Here is a 16,347-nt window from a genome sequence, read left to right as displayed (position 1 = left end):
CGTTCGGAATTGCGTAGAACAAAACCTCTAGCGCTTCAGCGCGAAGGGAATGCCGGAGGCGAGTGCGGAAACGTAACGCGCCTTCTGGTAATAGCCATTCAGTGAGACGCGCGGCAGGGCGGTCGGCCGGGCCAGGTCGGCGGCGGTGAGCATTCCAGGTTGTGTGGTAAGGCCGATCACAAAACCGAGATCGCGGGCGGATTGGAATTCCCTCGGTCCGATCGCGTCCCGGCTTCCATAGGGATATGCAATTGCTGTTGGTCGCTCGCCCGTGAGTTCCGTCAGCCATTCTGCCGATTTGCGCATCTCTCTCAGGGCTTCTTCCGCGCCAAGTCGGCTGAGCTTGCGATGCGTCACGGTGTGAGCGCCCAGCGAAACGAGCGGATGCGCCGCGAAGTCTCGCAGTTCCTGTGGCCCCATGATGAGTTCGCGGGTAGTGGCAAGGGGATCGATGCCGTATCGTTCCGCCAGGAGACAGAGGTCTGCGACGGCTTCGGCCTCTTTGCGAGCCCAGACATAGCTGGCAAAGCGGAAAGACGTGTCGAGTTGCTGTACCGGCGTCTTCAAGTCCACCGTTTCAACGCCACGCCCGAAATCGAAGCTGATGCGATCCTGCTCACGCAGAAGTCGGCCCATGATCTCCCACCAGAGCGGTTGCCTGTGTTCGGCAAGCCCTTGTGCGATGAAGACGGTGAAGGGCACGCCATGCCGGGCGAAAACGGGCAGCGCGTGTTCCGCATTGTTGCGGTACCCGTCATCAAGCGTGAAGGCTGCAAACGGCTTGGTCGAAGGGACAGCCAGCCGTTCCGGTAAATCCGAAAGTGCTATGAAATCGTAGCCGAGTGATTTCAGCCGAACGATCGCGGCATCGAGGAATTCCGGCGTGATTTCCAGATGCCGGTTAGGCCCGATGACCGATGCGGATTCCGGCCTTACATGATGCAGCGTGAAGATGACGCCCGAGCCGCGAGCCGACGTCAACAGGCCGCCCCCTGCCATCAGCGCCGAAGCTTCCAGCCCGGCACCGATCAGCCAGCGCTTGACGTTGCGACGCCAGATCGCTTTTGCCTTGTCCTTCATCGTGTCCGCAATTAGCCCCCGGGGCAGCCATGCCCGATACGGGACAGGCTAGTGCCGACCCATTAAGCCTTGCTGAACGATGGCACGCTTACGGCCGTAATCCGTCGAGAAGCGGAAGCCCGATGACGGCGGCGGCTCCGATAAGTGTGAAGCAGATCCGCCGGAACGTGGTCTCACTGGCGATACCGAACATCCGTGAACCGAAAAAAAGCCCGATGCCGTAAGCCGGCCCTGCAGCAAGCGCGATCAGCAGGACTTGCAGCGTCAGGATGCCACCGATGATATAGGACGTGGCCGAAAGCACGCTGGCCAGCGCGAAGTAGAGAATGAGGTTGGCGCGCACGACATTACGTTCGATCGCTCCACCGAGCCAATAGGCGACGATCGGGGGGCCGGACATCTGGGCCGCGCCGCCGAAAAGGCCGGCAATCGCGCCGACGCCGACCGTCAGCCAGGTTTTCGGCCGGCCATGATAACGCCAGCCCGAGATCAGGAAAACCAGCAGGCAGACGACGACAGCGGAAATGATCCAGCGCAGCGTCACCGACGGCATCAGCGAAAGCATTGCCGCGCCAGCCGGAACGCCGATGATGGCGCCGGCCAGCATGGTGAAGACATCGCGGCGGTTCGCCCTGCGCCATCCTTCCGGCAGCATGCCGAGCGTCATTACCCAATCGATGACAAGGAGCAGTCCCGACGCGATCTGCGGGCTCGTCGCCGCTCCGGCGAGCGGTATGAATATCAGCGCCCCGCCAAAGCCGGAAAAGCCGCGCGCAAGGCCTGCAACAACGGCGGCAAGAAGCACGAAGGCAAGTTCGCCGATCGAGTGGCCCGGAAGCCATGTCGCGAGAAAAGCGGAGATAGGATTGAGGGAAGTCATGACATGCGGTGTTTGTGAGGTGAAGAAAGCCGATCACCTGCTGCGGTTTCGTACGATCTGTCAATAAGGGGTAGTCGGGGAGGGGTGACGAAAATCGTTTGCGATCCACCAGTCGCATTCCTCTTGTGTATAGCCGAGCAGATACCCCTGTCGCCGTTCCATCTCTTCCGTCCACGGCCTCGGGCCGTTCATCAGGTCGTCATAGGCCTTGAAGCGCCATTCTTCACCGGGCAGGGCGTAATAGACGGTCAGAAATGTTTGGCCGCCACCCCGCACAGCCTTGACGCTCTCGACGAACGCGCCGCTTTCGACATGCGGCCGAAAAAGGTTGCGAACGTTTTCGAACCATTCAACCCCTTCTTCGCCATCAAGAATGGCAAACGGCTTACGTCCCTCCAGCATCAGCGGCAGTTCGAAATTCGTATGGACCAGATAGCTAGCCTCGTCGATCCGATGCGGCCGTGTCAGCATGATCTCGCCGTCCCATTCGGGCAGCAGGAGATCGGCTGCCGAGGCAAGCGCGAACAATTCCTCCTTGTCGGGATAGAAGGAGTGTGTTGCCAGATCTGCGAATTCCGTAACCAGAATGGATGCAACGATCGCCGGGTTGGCTTCAAAGCGCATTTCGTGGATCGAGCATCCCGTTTGCGGCGACAGGAATTTTAACACGAATGTCTCAGCACGCATCACTTTCTGATCTGGGGATGTGTGCCTGATTTTGCTGGGTCGTCTGTCTGCTGCGTGCCACATGATCTGTCGCGCATCGGGCGCTTCTTGGCAGATTGAAATCGGCATGTTGCGGCGCAGGTCGCTGCGAAAGCGCGATGCATAGCGCCTCCCCCAAACGCCTAGGAAATGGCACCCCGTTTCGTCATTTCGGAAGACGACGGCTCCACCGAAGGCCGAGGAAAGACCCTCCGTGCCGAATGGTCCTTCACCACCATAAACAGCGATGACGCATTCAGCGGGCGCGACACACACTACGGTATCCCCGGCGGGTGCGAACCCCTGGCTTCTGAAAAGATAGACTGGACAAGGTTGTGTAGTCATGTCGCGACCATACTGCACAGGTCTACTTCAGCAACTCGGAAGTTTGACGCCGTCAAACCGTCCGTCGATAGAACTTCGTATCCACCGCCATCCGCGGAAAGCTTGCCGGCAGCTCGTCGGCGACGATCTCGGAGAAGCCGTTCTTCTCGTAGAAACGGTGGGCAGCGAGAAACTTGTCGGTGGTGCCGAGCAGGATCGTCTTCAGCCCGACAGCCGCTGCATGCGCCATAAGCGCGTCGAGCAATCTCGCAGCCACGCCGAACTCCTTGCCACGAACCTCGGCGGCGACGAACATCTTGCGCAACGCGGCCTCGTCATTGCCGATATCCTTCAGGGAAATCGTGCCGACGATCTTTCCGTCCTTTTCGGCGACCCAGAACCCGCTCTTGGCCGTCTGATAGAAATCCGCAATGGCGGCGAGATCCGGCTGATCCGCCGCGGTGATCGCGACACCGAACTCCTCGCGCTGGATCGGCAGGATGACACCGATCACGCCCTGTTCGTCGCCTGCCCGGAAGGCGCGGATCACGATGTCGCTCATCCTTTTTACGCCTTCGTGCCGCCGACGGTGACCTGATCCATCCTGAGATGTGGCTGGCCGACGCCGACCGGAACCCATTGACCGGCCTTGCCGCAATTGCCGATGCCGGTATCGAGCTTCATGTCGTTACCGACCATCGACACGCGCTTCATCGCATCCGGGCCGTTGCCGATCAGCATCGCGCCCTTGATCGCCGGGCCGACCTTGCCGTTTTCAATGAGATAGGCCTCGGTGCAGCCGAAGACGAATTTGCCCGAGGTGATATCCACCTGACCACCGCCGAAGGAGACGGCATAGACACCCTTCTTGACGGACGCGATGATCTCTTCCGGCGTCTTGTCGCCGCCAAGCATGTAGGTGTTAGTCATCCGCGGCATCGGTACTGAAGAATAGCCCTGTCGGCGGCCGTTGCCGGTCGGCTTCATGCCCATCAGCCGGGCATTCTGCCGGTCCTGCATATAACCGACGAGCTTTCCGTTCTCGATCAGCACGTTATAGGCCGACGGCGTGCCTTCGTCGTCGATAGTGATCGAGCCGCGGCGATTGTCGATCGTGCCGTCGTCGACGACGGTGACGCCCGGAGCGGCGACCATCTCGCCCAGAAGCCCGGCAAAGGCAGAGGTTTTCTTGCGGTTGAAATCGCCTTCCAGCCCGTGACCGACCGCCTCGTGCAGCATCACGCCCGGCCAGCCGGAGGAAAGCACCACATCCATCGTGCCGGCCGGCGCCTCGATCGCCTCGAGATTGACCAGCGCCTGGCGCAGCGCCTCATCAGCGCCAACCTGCCAATTGCCTTCGGCGACGAAATCGCCGAAGCCGATGCGGCCACCGGTGCCAAACGAACCGCTCTCCTGCCGGTCGCCGCTTCCCACGACGACGGAAATATTGATGCGCGTCATCGGACGGATGTCCTGCACCCGGTGCCCGTCCGCACGCAAAATATCGACCACCTGCCAGCTGGCGGATATCGTCGCGGTGACCTGGCGAACCTTTTCGTCCTTGTTGCGCAGATAGGCGTCGATATCGGTCAAAAGCTTGGCCTTCGCCTCGAAGCTCGGGGAGCCGATCGGGTTCTCGTCGCCGTAATATTTCTTGTTGGTCCGCTGCGGGGCGCTCGCATAGGAACCGGAATAACCGGCGGTTACCGCGCGAACGGCATCCGAGGCGCGTTCCAGCGCTGCGGCGCTCAGGTCGCCCGCATGGGCGTAACCGACCGCCTCACCCGCAACCGAACGCAGGCCAAAACCCTGGTCGGTATTGAATGAGCCACCCTTCAGCCGTCCGTTGTCGAAGGTCAGCGATTCCGCCTGGGCGTGTTCGACGAAAAGCTCGCCGTCATCCGCGCCGGAAAGCGCTTTTGCGACAATCGCCCGCAGCTTCGCTTCGTCCGTGTCGAACAGGCTCAAGAGATCGGTGTTCATGGAAATACTCCTTGGGCAGGACCCGCCTCGGCGCGGCAGGCTGTGGCGGCAAACCGCCTTTTCATCCGATGTAGGTCCGGCACGGAGCCGAAGCAAGCCTATCCTTGGGTCGGCCTGGTTCGCAGATAGGCTTGAACCGCATCAGGCATGGTTTCGCGAGGCAGCGTGTTGAACTGGCCGTCACCGCTGAAGACCATGAAGGCCCGCGGACGCTCCCAGACTTCGGTAATGCTTCGCCACGTCAACTTGCCGCTGCCGAGATCGGACACGATGTCGATTCCATCGGCATCGACGGTAATCTCGGCCTTCGGATCGCCCATGCGCTTGTAGCGACCGAAGGTGTTGACCTTGTGGGCGCGCCAGATCACGGCGACGAAGATGACCGGCGCCAAGGCGAGGACAAGCATGACGCCGGCGAAAATATTGTTGTCGCCCGAGATAATGAAATAGATGGAAAAGCTCAACATCAGAACCGAGATGACCCACATCATCTTCTGTTCGACCACGGCACGGCGCCAGACGAAGGCGCGGATCGCATCGCGCACGATATCGTCATCATAGCGAACGGTGAAACGGTGGCTGCCTGCAAGGCCCATGGTCTTCCTGCCCTTCGACGCAGCTATCCGATGATCAGGGAAGTGCGTCGTAGCCGGGGCCAAAACCGTTGAGTTCGACGGGAATGCCGACGCGGTCCTGATCGGAAGATTCGCGCAGCGCGAAGACGGCATTCTTGCCGGCGCGCAGGATACGCATCAGTTCCTCGTCGATTTCCACTTCCACATAGCAGCCTTCCGAGAAGCAGCGGGTGAAATAGGCGCGGCCGATATTGTTGTTATCGACGTAAAGCTCCATCCCGTCCTTCAAGAGAACGCCGAGCGGTGCGAGGATGCGCAGGATACGCGCCTTGCGATCGGCGGTCTTGAGCACGACGACCGAAAGCCCCACTTCCGGCCGGTCCTCGGCAATGACGTTCTGCATCAGCGCGCATTGCTCGGCGGAAGCGCCGGCAGGGCGGTCGCAGATCACCGACCATGCGCCATGGCTTTCCTTCACATTCCCGGGCTGCTGTCCGGAAGGGCCAGGCGTGGGGGCGGGTGCCGGAGCCTGCGCGCTCGGGGCGGGACCTTTCGGTGCGGCACTCGGCACCGGCGGCGTCTGTGCCGGCTGTGCGAATGCGGTGGAGACCGTGCCCAGCGTCAGGAGGGCAATAAGGCTTGCGCCGATGAGGGAGGGACGACCCATGGAAACCTCTGGTTCGAATCAATGCGGCTTATCCTGTCTTTCGCGGTGCGAATTGGAAAGCCTTGCCGAGTTTTCAGCGGAGTACGGCGAAAGTAGGACCCTGTTCAAGTCACAAGGGCGTCGCCGGCTTCAAAATCTGGTGGAATTTGTCAGCCGAAAGAGCATATCTTCATTTCAGGCTGCGACTCTGTGGAGGGAGGTGTGGTCTATTACGGAGGGAAATCAACCAGAGGATGTCGCGCGTCTGCAATGCGCAAAATGCCGCAGGGGCATTTGTCGCAAGACGTTGCGGATATAAGCAAACTATGGTTGAACCAAGCTATAGCTTGGAGACTGCGTAAGAGTTGATCTGGATCACATGCGTGGGGAGAAAGTTTGTGATGAACAGGGCTTATGCGATGATGATGGCGATCATCTGTCTTATCACCGCCCCGATTGCGGGGCTGGTAAGCGCCTCGGTGGCGCATGCGGACCAGCCGCATCCCTGGCAGATGGGGCTTCAGGCGCCGGCAACCGAAATCATGCACCAGATAAGCTGGTTCGAGAAGTACACGCTCTGGTTCATCGTTCCGGTCACGCTTTTCGTTCTGGCACTGTTGATCATCGTCGCCGTGAAATTCCGCGCCGACAAGAACCCGACGCCATCGCGCACCAGCCATAACACGACGATCGAGATCGTCTGGACGGTGGCGCCGGTCCTGATTCTCTTCATGCTGGCCATCCCGTCCTTCAATCTTCTGAACGCCCAGCTGGAAATTCCCGAAACCGACATGACGGTGAAGGCCACCGCCACCCAGTGGCAGTGGAATTACGAATATGAGGGATCCGGCCAAGGGGAAGGGGCGTCGCCTGTCGCTTTCGACAGCTACCTGTTGAAAGAACCCGATCGCGCCGCGGCCGGCAAGACGGACATATCCGTTTATCCGCGCCTTCTTGCCGTCGACAACGAGATGATCATTCCCGTAGGCAAGACGGTACGCCTTCTCGTGACAGCCGCTCCGACCGATGTCATCCATGCTTTCGCCATGCCGGCTTTCGGCGTGAAGATCGATGCCGTGCCAGGGCGCCTTAACGAAACCTGGTTCCGCGCCGAACGCGAGGGCCTTTATTACGGGCAGTGCTCCGAGCTTTGTGGCAAGGACCACGCCTATATGCCGATCGCCATCCGTGTCGTCTCTGAAGACAAATACACCGCCTGGCTCGCTGCCGCCGCAAACGATCTGCCGGGAGCCTACAAGGCGCTTCTGGCATCTGCGGACAACAAAAATGCAGTCGGCGTCGATGTCGCTGCAAACGACGTCAAGTAAGGGAGGCGAGATCAATGGCTGAAACGACACATCACGACGACCATTCCCATCGTGCCGCCCATGACGACGCACATGCGCATGGCGAACATCATCACAAGCCGGGTTTTGCCGCCCGCTGGCTCTTTTCGACCAACCACAAGGATATTGGCACGCTCTACCTGATCTTCGCGATCATGGCCGGCATTATCGGCGGCCTTCTGTCGGTCGCGATGCGCATGGAGCTGCAGGAACCCGGCATCCAGATTTTCCACGGCCTCGCCTCTATCGTCTATGGTTTCGAGGGCGATGCCGCGATCGATGGCGGCAAGCACATGTTCAATGTGTTCACCACCGCCCACGCGCTGATCATGATCTTCTTCATGGTCATGCCGGCGATGATCGGCGGTTTTGCCAACTGGATGGTGCCGATCATGATCGGCGCGCCGGACATGGCTTTTCCGCGCCTCAACAACATTTCCTTCTGGCTGATCGTCCCGGCCTTCCTTCTTCTTGTCTTGTCGATGTTCGTCGAAGGACCGGCAGGCGCCTATGGCGCGGGCGGCGGCTGGACCATGTATCCGCCGCTTTCGACCTCCGGCCATCCGGGACCTGCCGTCGATCTCGCGATCTTCTCGCTCCACGTCGCCGGTGCCTCGTCCATTCTCGGCGCGATCAACTTCATCACCACCATTTTGAACATGCGCGCGCCGGGCATGACGCTGCACAAGATGCCGCTGTTTGCCTGGTCTGTTCTGGTAACCGCCTTCCTTCTGCTTCTGTCGCTGCCGGTTCTGGCCGGTGCCATCACCATGGCGCTGACCGACCGTAACTTCGGCACCACATTCTTCTCGCCGGAAGGCGGCGGCGACCCGATCCTCTACCAGCACCTGTTCTGGTTCTTCGGCCACCCGGAAGTCTACATCCTCATCCTGCCCGGCTTCGGCATCGTCAGCCACATCGTCTCGACCTTCTCGAAAAAACCGGTTTTCGGTTATCTCGGCATGGCCTATGCGATGGTGGCGATCGGCGCTGTCGGCTTCATCGTCTGGGCCCACCACATGTACACGGTCGGCCTGTCGCTGGATGCGCAGCGTTATTTCGTTTTCGCCACGATGGTGATCGCGGTGCCGACAGGCATCAAGATCTTCTCCTGGATCGCGACCATGTGGGGTGGCTCGATCACGTTTGCGACACCGATGATCTGGGCGATCGGCTTCATCTTCCTGTTCACCGTTGGCGGCGTCACCGGCGTGCAGCTGGCCAATGCCGGCCTCGACCGCTCGCTTCACGACACCTATTACGTCGTGGCCCATTTCCACTACGTCCTATCGCTCGGCGCGGTCTTCGCCATCTTTGCCGCCTGGTACTACTGGTTCCCGAAAATGTTCGGCTACATGTATAACGAGACGATCGGCAAGCTGCATTTCTGGGTCATGTTTATCGGTGTGAACCTCGTTTTCTTCCCGCAGCACTTCCTCGGCCTTGCCGGCATGCCGCGCCGTTATATCGACTATCCGGATGCTTTCGCCGGCTGGAACTACGTCTCCTCAGTCGGTTCGTATATCTCCTTCGTGGGTGTACTCATCTTCCTCTTTGGCGTATGGGAAGCCTTCGCCAAGAAGCGGGTTGCCGGTGATAACCCCTGGGGCGAGGGTGCGACCACGCTTGAATGGCAGCTGTCGTCGCCGCCGCCCTATCACCAATGGGAACAGCTTCCCCGCATCAAGTAGGAATTCCGATCCGGGTGCTGCCTTGGCAGCGCCCGGCATCTCGTCAGGATCTGAATTGAAATGACTGTTATCGATTCCACCCAAGCGATGTCGCAAGAGGAAGGAAAGCTCCTTTCCGAAGCCGATGCGCGCGATTTCTTCGCGCTGCTGAAGCCGCGCGTCATGTCGTTGGTGGTTTTCACCGCCTTTGCAGGCCTTGTTCTCGCGCCCGGTGAGATCAACCCGGTTCTGGCGATCATCTCCATCCTCTGCATCGCCGTTGGTGCCGGCGCCTCCGGCGCGCTCAACATGTGGTACGATGCCGATATCGATGCCGTGATGACGCGCACCGCAAAACGCCCGATCCCCGCCGGCCGTATCCGCCCTAATGAGGCACTTGCCTTCGGCCTGACGCTCTCGGCCTTCTCGGTCGTCATCCTCGGCCTTGCCGTCAACTGGTTTGCCGCCGGCCTGCTCGCCTTCACCATCTTCTTCTATGCCGTCGTCTACACGATGTGGCTGAAACGCTCGACGCCGCAGAACATCGTCATCGGCGGTGCTGCAGGCGCATTCCCGCCCATGCTGGGCTGGGCCTGTGTAACCGGTGGCGTGTCGCTCGACAGCGTCATCCTGTTCATGATCACCTTCATGTGGACCCCGCCGCATTTCTGGGCGTTGGCGCTGTTCAAGATGCGCGATTACGGCTCCGTCGGTATTCCGATGATGCCGAATGTCGTTGGCCAGCGCTCGACCAAGATCCAGATGGTCGTCTATTCGGTCCTGATGGCCGCCGTCGTCGCCGCACCGACCGTCACCGGTCTTGCCAGCGTCGGCTACGGCGTCTTTACCGGCATTCTGAGCCTCATCTTCATCTGCTATTCCATTCTCGTGCTGCGCATGGCCGAGGATGACGAGAAGATGCTGCCGGCAAAGAAGCTGTTCTTCTATTCGATCTTCTATCTCTTCGCGGTCTTCTCCGCGCTGATCTTCGACCACATGGTGGCCGGTCTCAGCCAGTTCCTCGGAGGGCTTCTGTGATCGATACCGTCAAGCTCAGCGAGACACAGAAGAAGTCGCGACGAAACCGCAATGTGGCGCTCGGCCTCGTTCTCGCGGGGCTTTGCGTGCTTTTCTACATCATCACGCTCGTCAAGGTCGGCGGGTTCTGGAACTAGGCTGAGTATCGGAGCCAAATGGAGCTAGGGAGGAGCGACATGGGAGGCGGAATTCAGGGCGGTCATTCAGGTCAGGCAAAGCGGGTCAGCAACGCCTCGATCTTTGCCGGTTGCGCCGTATTTGTTTTCGGCATGGTTGGCGCCGCTTACGCGTCTGTTCCGCTCTACCGTCTCTTCTGCCAGATCACCGGCTATAACGGCACAACCCAGCGGGTAGAGCAGTATTCGTCGACCGTGCTCGACCGCACTGTTCAGGTTACCTTCGATGCAAACATATCAAGCGGCCTGAACTGGGATTTCAAGGCGGCGAAAGCCGTGCAGCCGAAGATCGGCGAGACCATCCAGGTCGAATACACGGCGACCAACCGCTCGGCCGTCGCCACCACCGGCACCGCCGTCTTCAACGTCACGCCGATGGAAGCCGGTGCCTATTTCAACAAGGTGCAGTGCTTCTGCTTCACCGAGCAGACGCTGCAGCCGGGTGAAAGCGTTTCCATGCCCGTCGTCTTTTACGTCGATCCGGAGATCGTCAAGGCGGAGGAAACGAAGAATATCAGAACGATTACCCTGTCCTATTCCTTCTACCCGAGCGAGCCGGCAAAGCCCGTCGCAGCGGTGAAGAAGAATGAGGCAGACAATAAGCTTTGAGAGGAGCGCCTGCGAAAAAATTCCGCAGGCGGTGGAGAGGCATTTATCGGGGATTTTGACATGGCAGACGCGCATCAGAAAAATCACGACTACCACATCATCGATCCGAGCCCTTGGCCGCTTCTGGCCGCGATCGGCGCCTTCGTCATCACCTTCGGTGGTGTCGGTTACATGCGCTATCTCAAGGGCGCTGAGTTCCACATGTTCGGCCTCAACTGGGCCACCCCCTGGGTGTTTTTCATCGGCCTGGCGATCATCCTCTATGTGATGATCGGCTGGTGGGCGGACACGATCAAGGAAGGTGATGAAGGCCATCACACGCGGGTCGTATCGCTGCACCTGCGCTACGGCATGATCATGTTCATCGCCTCCGAAGTGATGTTTTTTGTCGCCTGGTTCTGGGCCTTTTTCGATGCGAGCCTCTATCCCAACGAAGCGATCCAGGCCGCCCGCGTCGAAGCGCTCGGCGGTCAATGGCCGCCCAAGGGCATCGAGGTTCTCGATCCCTGGCACCTGCCGCTATACAACACGATCATCCTGCTTCTCTCCGGCACCTGCGTAACCTGGGCGCATCACGCGCTCCTGCATAACGACCGCAAGGGACTGGTCACCGGCCTTGCGCTGACGGTCGCGCTCGGCATCCTGTTCTCCGCCGTGCAGGCCTACGAATACGCGCACGCACCCTTCGAATTCTCCAATTCGATCTACGGCGCTACCTTCTTCATGGCCACCGGTTTTCACGGTTTCCACGTGCTGATCGGCACCATCTTCCTGATCGTCTGCCTGATCCGCGCCATCAATGGCGGCTTCACCCCCGAACGCCATTTCGGCTTCGAAGCGGCCGCCTGGTACTGGCATTTCGTCGACGTCGTCTGGCTGTTCCTGTTCTTCTCGATCTATATCTGGGGCGGCTGGGGCGCACCGCTGGCGCATCTGTGAGGTTTTTTGGGGGGGGCCTGCCCCTCATCCGCCTGCCGGCACCAACCGGGGACGGGTCGCTTGCCCCGTCCCGTCCTCCGGACCCCCGTAATGACGGGGAGAAGGACGCAAGCCGCGGCCGCTATGCCTCAATCGTGGCACGTTCCCTCGCCCCGTTTACGGGGAGAGGGTTAGGGTGAGGGGCTAGTTCTCCGCGTGTGACTTTGTTTGAGATTGGTCGTAGCAAGATGAGAACCAACGTCGTCACGACCAACTCACGCAAGAAAACCTCATTGAGAAACATCCTCACCACTGCCCTTATCCTCCTCTCACTCGCCATCCTGCTCGCTCTCGGCACATGGCAGGTAGAGCGGCTCTATTGGAAGGAGGGCCTTCTCGCCGATATTACCGAGCGCCGCGCAGCCCAACCGGTATCTTTGGCGGAAATCGAGCAGAGAGCTGCAGCCGGCGACGATATCGAATACCGCCGCATCGCGCTTTCCGGCATATTCGACCACACAAAGGAGCGGCATTTCTTCGCCACGTTCGAAGGTCGCACCGGCTTTTATGTCTACACGCCGCTGACGCTGGCGGACGGCCGCAAGATCTTCGTCAATCGCGGCTTCGTGCCCTATGAGATGAAGGAGCCGGCGACACGAGCGGAAGGCGAGGTTTCCGGCGAACAGACGATCACCGGTTACGCTCGCGCAAAACTCTCCGGCAAGCCGTCCATGCTGGTCCCGGACAATGATCTCGCTAAAAACATCTTCTATTGGAAAGACCTCGATGCCATGGCGGCAAGTGCCGGGCTCTCCGACGTCATTGCCTTTTTCGTCGATGCCGATGCATCCGTCATCAATCCCGGCGGCTGGCCGAAGGGCGGTGTGACGCAATTCGACCTTCCCAACAGCCATCTCCAATATGCCGCGACATGGTACGGTCTCGCCGCAGCACTGCTGGCCGTGGTTTTCGGCATGTGGTGGCGCAGCCGCAAGTCCGCATCATCACCGGCCGGAGAAGGTCGATAACGACATTTTCTGTTGGCGCGCCTCAATTGCCTCGCCTATATGAGGCCTTAGGCGTTTTCCAACAGCGGATGCGGAATGAACATTCAGCTCACCAAACCGGCTCTTTCGATCAGGCTTTGCGGTCCGCGCGGTTTCTGCGCCGGCGTCGACCGGGCGATCCAGATCGTCGTTTTGGCGCTGAAACAATACGGTGCGCCGGTCTACGTCCGCCACGAGATCGTCCATAACCGTTATGTCGTCGAGGGACTGGAAGCCAAGGGCGCCGTCTTTGTCGAGGAACTGAACGAGATCCCGGAAGAACATCGCCAGCAGCCGGTCGTTTTCTCCGCCCACGGCGTACCGAAATCGGTGCCCGAAGATGCGCAGTCGCGAAACCTCTTCTATCTCGATGCGACCTGCCCGCTGGTGTCCAAGGTTCACAAGCAGGCCATGCGCCATCAGCGCCTCGGCCGCCATGTCGTGCTGATCGGCCATGCCGGTCATCCGGAAGTCATCGGCACGATGGGGCAATTGCCGGAAGGCACGGTCTCGCTCGTCGATACGATCGCCGATGCCGAAGCCTATATGCCGGAAGATCCCGACAATCTCGGCTATGTCACCCAGACGACCCTGTCTGTCGACGACACGGCGGGCGTCATCGCCAAGCTGCAGGAACGGTTTCCGAACCTGACAGCCCCGGCCGCCGACAGTATCTGCTATGCCACCACCAACCGCCAGGAAGCGGTGAAGGAAGCCGCCCCCGGCTGCGATCTCTTCATCGTCGTCGGCGCTCCGAATTCATCCAACTCCAAGCGCCTCGTCGAGGTAGCGCTGAGGGCAGGGGCAAAGCGCTCGCTGCTTGTTCAGCGCGCCTCCGAACTGAACTGGGACGAAATCGGTAATATCCGCACGCTCGGCCTCTCCGCAGGCGCATCGGCACCCGAAGTCATCGTGGACGAGATCATCGCCGCCTTCAAGGAACGGTTTGCCGCCGAGATCGAGCTGGCGATCACCGCCGAGGAAACCGAAAACTTCCTCGTCAACCGGGAGCTTCGCAGTGTTCCGCTGACGGTGGAAGATATGGCGTGGGTGAATGGGCGACGACCGGTCGGCGTAGCCGACGAAACGATCCAGTGAATCGTTTCGAGGGAGGAGCGCCCGGAGCGTAAGCGCAGGGCCGGGGCCGCTTGTGGCGGAATGAGCGTGATCGCTTGTTGCACCCCCTCTGCCCTGCCGGGCATCTCCCCCACAAGGGGGGAGATCGACCTGAAGCTTTCGTCCTGCCAAGACCTTGAACTTTCGAGCCTTGCAGGCGACTAATCTGCTACTTCATCCTCTCCAGCGCGATAGGGGAGCGATCGTTGGCCTCTTTATGATCTCCCCCCTTGTGGGGGAGATGCCCGGCAGGGCAGAGGGGGGTAATATGACGGCAGATGATTCTGCCCCTTGACCGACTGTGAGACCGCCTTGGCCGTTTATACCGACATCACCGAAACCGACCTCAAGCACTTTCTGGCGCAATATGACGTCGGCGAGCTGACCTCCTACAAGGGCATTGCCGAAGGCGTCGAGAACTCCAACTTCCTGCTGCATACGACGAAGGATCCGCTGATCCTGACGCTTTATGAAAAGCGGGTGGAAAAGTCGGACCTGCCGTTTTTCCTAGGGCTCATGCAGCATCTGTCGGAACGCGGCCTGTCCTGCCCGCTGCCGCTTCCGCGCCGTGATGGCGAACTTCTGGGCGAGCTTTCCGGTCGTCCGGCAGCGATCATCTCCTTCCTCGAAGGCATGTGGCTGAGAAAGCCGGAGGCAAAACATTGCCGTGAAGTCGGCAAGGCGCTGGCCGGCATGCATCTTGCCGGTGAGGGGTTCGACATCAAGCGGCCGAATGCGCTGTCGCTCGAAGGCTGGAAGGTCCTTTGGGAAAAGTCGGCCGAGCGTGCCGACGAGGTCGAGACGGGCCTTGAAGCGGAAATCACCGCTGAACTCGCCTATCTCGAAGCCCATTGGCCGAAAAACCTGCCCGCAGGCGTCATCCATGCCGATCTTTTCCAGGACAATGTCTTCTTTTTGGGCGACGAGCTTTCCGGCCTGATCGACTTCTATTTCGCCTGTAACGACCTGCTCGCCTATGATGTCTCGATCTGCCTCAATGCCTGGTGCTTCGAGAAGGATGGCTCCTACAACGTCACCAAGGGTTCGGCCCTGCTGGAAGGTTATTGCTCCGTGCGTCCGCTTTCGGATGAAGAACGCGAAGCGATGCCGGTTCTCGCCCGCGGCTCGGCCCTGCGCTTTTTCCTCACCCGTCTCTATGACTGGCTGACGACGCCGGAAGGCGCGCTGGTGGTGAAGAAGGACCCGCTCGAATATCTGCGCAAGCTGCGCTTCCACCGGCAGATTTCATCGGTCGCCGAATATGCACCGGCAATCGAGGTGGCGTCATGAAACAGGTCGAGATTTTCACCGATGGCGCCTGCTCCGGCAATCCCGGCCCCGGCGGCTGGGGCGCTATCCTGCGTTACGGTGAAACCACCAAGGAACTGAACGGCGGCGAGGCGGAAACCACCAATAACCGCATGGAGCTTCTGGCTGCCATCTCCGCGCTCACCGCATTGAAAAGCGCTTGCGAAGTCGATCTCTATACCGACAGCAAATACGTGATGGACGGCATCTCCAAGTGGATCTTCGGCTGGAAGAAAAACGGCTGGAAGACCGCCGACAAGAAGCCGGTGAAGAATGGCGAACTCTGGCAGCAGCTCGATGCCGCCAACCAGCGCCATAAGGTCAAGTGGCACTGGGTCAAGGGCCATGCCGGCCATCCGGAAAACGAACGGGCTGACGAACTTGCCCGCCTCGGCATGGAGCCGTTCAAGAAACCCAATCTCGGCCGGTCGCTTCTGGTAAAATAACCCGCCTTCGACGTCGCTCAGCCGCATCAGACCCGACTTGCCATTGCGGCGTCACCGCCTATGGTGATCGTGGCCAAATCGGGGCACGACAACGGGAGACCACGCATGATCCTTCACTGTGTTTTTCTGCGCTTCAAGTCGTCGGTACAGGACGCCGAAAAACAGGAAATCTACGCGGCGATCGCAGGCCTTCAGAACACGCTTTCGGGCATCGTTGATGTTAAATTCGGTCCGAACATATCGTCCGAAGGTTTGAGCGGTGGCTTTCTCGATGGCTTTATCGTGACATTCGAAAGTCCGGAGGCGCGTGATACCTATCTCGCGGCTCCGGATCATCTTGCCGTCGCCGAACGTATCGTCGCCTCCGCCGATGGTGGCCTGTCCGGCCTTATCGTCTACGATCTCGCAGCGTAGCCACACCAATTTAGTTCACAATGCAAAGGGCGCCATCTGGCGCCCTTCGTCATTCTACAAATCCCGT

Annotated in this window: 18 protein-coding genes; 11 read left to right on the top strand and 7 right to left on the bottom strand. The window is 59.9% G+C overall.

Features of this window, described 5'->3' with window-relative positions:
• Positions 1-27 precede the first annotated feature (27 nt).
• The 7 genes from GGE33_RS10590 to GGE33_RS10560 all read right to left on the bottom strand — a co-directional run bounded on the left by GGE33_RS10590 (position 28) and on the right by GGE33_RS10560 (position 6,214).
• Entirely contained in the window at positions 28-1,080 is a 1,053-nt protein-coding gene (locus GGE33_RS10590; protein ID WP_183822974.1) for a polysaccharide deacetylase family protein, read from the bottom strand.
• A gap of 88 nt (positions 1,081-1,168) precedes the next feature.
• Entirely contained in the window at positions 1,169-1,960 is a 792-nt protein-coding gene (locus GGE33_RS10585) for a sulfite exporter TauE/SafE family protein (protein WP_183822972.1), read from the bottom strand.
• 60 nt (positions 1,961-2,020) lie between these two features.
• Complete coding sequence (locus GGE33_RS10580; protein ID WP_148142818.1) at positions 2,021-2,647, bottom strand: hypothetical protein; 627 nt, start codon at positions 2,645-2,647, stop codon at positions 2,021-2,023.
• A gap of 415 nt (positions 2,648-3,062) precedes the next feature.
• On the bottom strand, positions 3,063-3,551 hold the full coding sequence (locus GGE33_RS10575) for a GNAT family N-acetyltransferase (protein ID WP_183822970.1): 489 nt from the start codon (positions 3,549-3,551) through the stop codon (positions 3,063-3,065).
• A 5-nt stretch (positions 3,552-3,556) separates the two neighbouring features.
• Positions 3,557-4,972 carry a metalloprotease TldD gene (tldD, locus tag GGE33_RS10570; RefSeq protein WP_183822968.1) on the bottom strand — a complete coding sequence of 472 codons (1,416 nt, stop codon included), beginning with the start codon at positions 4,970-4,972 and terminating at the stop codon, positions 3,557-3,559.
• Positions 4,973-5,070: 98 nt separating this feature from the next.
• On the bottom strand, positions 5,071-5,568 hold the full coding sequence (locus tag GGE33_RS10565) for a YcxB family protein (protein ID WP_148142815.1): 498 nt from the start codon (positions 5,566-5,568) through the stop codon (positions 5,071-5,073).
• Positions 5,569-5,602: 34 nt separating this feature from the next.
• On the bottom strand, positions 5,603-6,214 hold the full coding sequence (locus GGE33_RS10560) for an invasion associated locus B family protein (protein WP_246435939.1): 612 nt from the start codon (positions 6,212-6,214) through the stop codon (positions 5,603-5,605).
• A 380-nt stretch (positions 6,215-6,594) separates the two neighbouring features.
• Here GGE33_RS10560 and coxB point away from each other — a divergent pair, with 380 nt between their 5' ends.
• From coxB to GGE33_RS10505, 11 genes are all read left to right on the top strand, one after another.
• Positions 6,595-7,521: a cytochrome c oxidase subunit II gene (gene coxB / locus GGE33_RS10555; RefSeq protein ID WP_183822966.1), complete on the top strand. Its 927-nt coding sequence runs from the start codon at positions 6,595-6,597 to the stop codon at positions 7,519-7,521.
• A 14-nt stretch (positions 7,522-7,535) separates the two neighbouring features.
• Complete coding sequence (gene ctaD, locus GGE33_RS10550; RefSeq protein WP_183822964.1) at positions 7,536-9,230, top strand: cytochrome c oxidase subunit I; 1,695 nt, start codon at positions 7,536-7,538, stop codon at positions 9,228-9,230.
• Positions 9,231-9,290: 60 nt separating this feature from the next.
• A complete protein-coding gene (cyoE, locus tag GGE33_RS10545) occupies positions 9,291-10,247 on the top strand; it encodes a heme o synthase (RefSeq protein WP_183822962.1) in 957 nt (318 codons plus the stop codon).
• The gene (locus tag GGE33_RS10540; protein WP_162706676.1) at positions 10,244-10,384 is read left to right on the top strand and encodes a hypothetical protein; all 141 of its coding nucleotides are present in this window, start codon (positions 10,244-10,246) and stop codon (positions 10,382-10,384) included. The genes cyoE and GGE33_RS10540 overlap by 4 nt, the downstream gene beginning before the upstream one ends.
• A 39-nt stretch (positions 10,385-10,423) precedes the next feature.
• Entirely contained in the window at positions 10,424-11,032 is a 609-nt protein-coding gene (locus GGE33_RS10535; protein WP_246435937.1) for a cytochrome c oxidase assembly protein, read from the top strand.
• Positions 11,033-11,092: 60 nt separating this feature from the next.
• A complete protein-coding gene (locus GGE33_RS10530; RefSeq protein ID WP_183822958.1) occupies positions 11,093-11,971 on the top strand; it encodes a cytochrome c oxidase subunit 3 in 879 nt (292 codons plus the stop codon).
• 227 nt (positions 11,972-12,198) lie between these two features.
• The gene (locus GGE33_RS10525; RefSeq protein ID WP_183822956.1) at positions 12,199-12,978 is read left to right on the top strand and encodes an SURF1 family protein; all 780 of its coding nucleotides are present in this window, start codon (positions 12,199-12,201) and stop codon (positions 12,976-12,978) included.
• A 75-nt stretch (positions 12,979-13,053) separates the two neighbouring features.
• Positions 13,054-14,094 (top strand): 4-hydroxy-3-methylbut-2-enyl diphosphate reductase, encoded by a 1,041-nt coding sequence (gene ispH, locus GGE33_RS10520; RefSeq protein ID WP_183822954.1) that lies wholly within the window; start codon positions 13,054-13,056, stop codon positions 14,092-14,094.
• 330 nt (positions 14,095-14,424) lie between these two features.
• Positions 14,425-15,402 (top strand): homoserine kinase, encoded by a 978-nt coding sequence (locus GGE33_RS10515; RefSeq protein WP_183822952.1) that lies wholly within the window; start codon positions 14,425-14,427, stop codon positions 15,400-15,402.
• Positions 15,399-15,866, top strand: coding sequence for a ribonuclease HI (rnhA, locus tag GGE33_RS10510; protein WP_183822950.1), 468 nt, complete (start codon positions 15,399-15,401; stop codon positions 15,864-15,866). The genes GGE33_RS10515 and rnhA overlap by 4 nt, the downstream gene beginning before the upstream one ends.
• Before the next feature lie 105 nt (positions 15,867-15,971).
• Positions 15,972-16,280, top strand: coding sequence for a Dabb family protein (locus GGE33_RS10505; protein WP_148144080.1), 309 nt, complete (start codon positions 15,972-15,974; stop codon positions 16,278-16,280).
• Positions 16,281-16,347 lie beyond the last annotated feature (67 nt).

Origin of the sequence: Aliirhizobium cellulosilyticum (genome assembly GCF_014198105.1) — a bacterium.
GTDB classification, from domain to species: Bacteria; Pseudomonadota; Alphaproteobacteria; order Rhizobiales; family Rhizobiaceae; genus Neorhizobium; species Neorhizobium cellulosilyticum.
This window is presented reverse-complemented; position numbering and strand designations above follow the sequence as displayed.

Bases quoted from the DNA above. Each gene is read 5' to 3' on its own strand.
- GGE33_RS10580 (WP_148142818.1), bottom strand. From the start codon at position 2,647: ATGCGTGCTGAGACATTCGTGTTAAAATTCCTGTCGCCGCAAACGGGA.
- GGE33_RS10530 (WP_183822958.1), top strand. From the start codon at position 11,093: ATGGCAGACGCGCATCAGAAAAATCACGACTACCACATCATCGATCCG.
- GGE33_RS10505 (WP_148144080.1), top strand. From the start codon at position 15,972: ATGATCCTTCACTGTGTTTTTCTGCGCTTCAAGTCGTCGGTACAGGAC.
- GGE33_RS10575 (WP_183822970.1), bottom strand. From the start codon at position 3,551: ATGAGCGACATCGTGATCCGCGCCTTCCGGGCAGGCGACGAACAGGGC.
- ctaD (WP_183822964.1), top strand. From the start codon at position 7,536: ATGGCTGAAACGACACATCACGACGACCATTCCCATCGTGCCGCCCAT.
- GGE33_RS10535 (WP_246435937.1), top strand. From the start codon at position 10,424: ATGGGAGGCGGAATTCAGGGCGGTCATTCAGGTCAGGCAAAGCGGGTC.
- coxB (WP_183822966.1), top strand. From the start codon at position 6,595: ATGAACAGGGCTTATGCGATGATGATGGCGATCATCTGTCTTATCACC.
- GGE33_RS10525 (WP_183822956.1), top strand. From the start codon at position 12,199: ATGAGAACCAACGTCGTCACGACCAACTCACGCAAGAAAACCTCATTG.
- GGE33_RS10565 (WP_148142815.1), bottom strand. From the start codon at position 5,568: ATGGGCCTTGCAGGCAGCCACCGTTTCACCGTTCGCTATGATGACGAT.
- GGE33_RS10590 (WP_183822974.1), bottom strand. From the start codon at position 1,080: ATGAAGGACAAGGCAAAAGCGATCTGGCGTCGCAACGTCAAGCGCTGG.
- cyoE (WP_183822962.1), top strand. From the start codon at position 9,291: ATGACTGTTATCGATTCCACCCAAGCGATGTCGCAAGAGGAAGGAAAG.
- GGE33_RS10585 (WP_183822972.1), bottom strand. From the start codon at position 1,960: ATGACTTCCCTCAATCCTATCTCCGCTTTTCTCGCGACATGGCTTCCG.
- GGE33_RS10560 (WP_246435939.1), bottom strand. From the start codon at position 6,214: ATGGGTCGTCCCTCCCTCATCGGCGCAAGCCTTATTGCCCTCCTGACG.
- tldD (WP_183822968.1), bottom strand. From the start codon at position 4,972: ATGAACACCGATCTCTTGAGCCTGTTCGACACGGACGAAGCGAAGCTG.
- rnhA (WP_183822950.1), top strand. From the start codon at position 15,399: ATGAAACAGGTCGAGATTTTCACCGATGGCGCCTGCTCCGGCAATCCC.
- ispH (WP_183822954.1), top strand. From the start codon at position 13,054: ATGAACATTCAGCTCACCAAACCGGCTCTTTCGATCAGGCTTTGCGGT.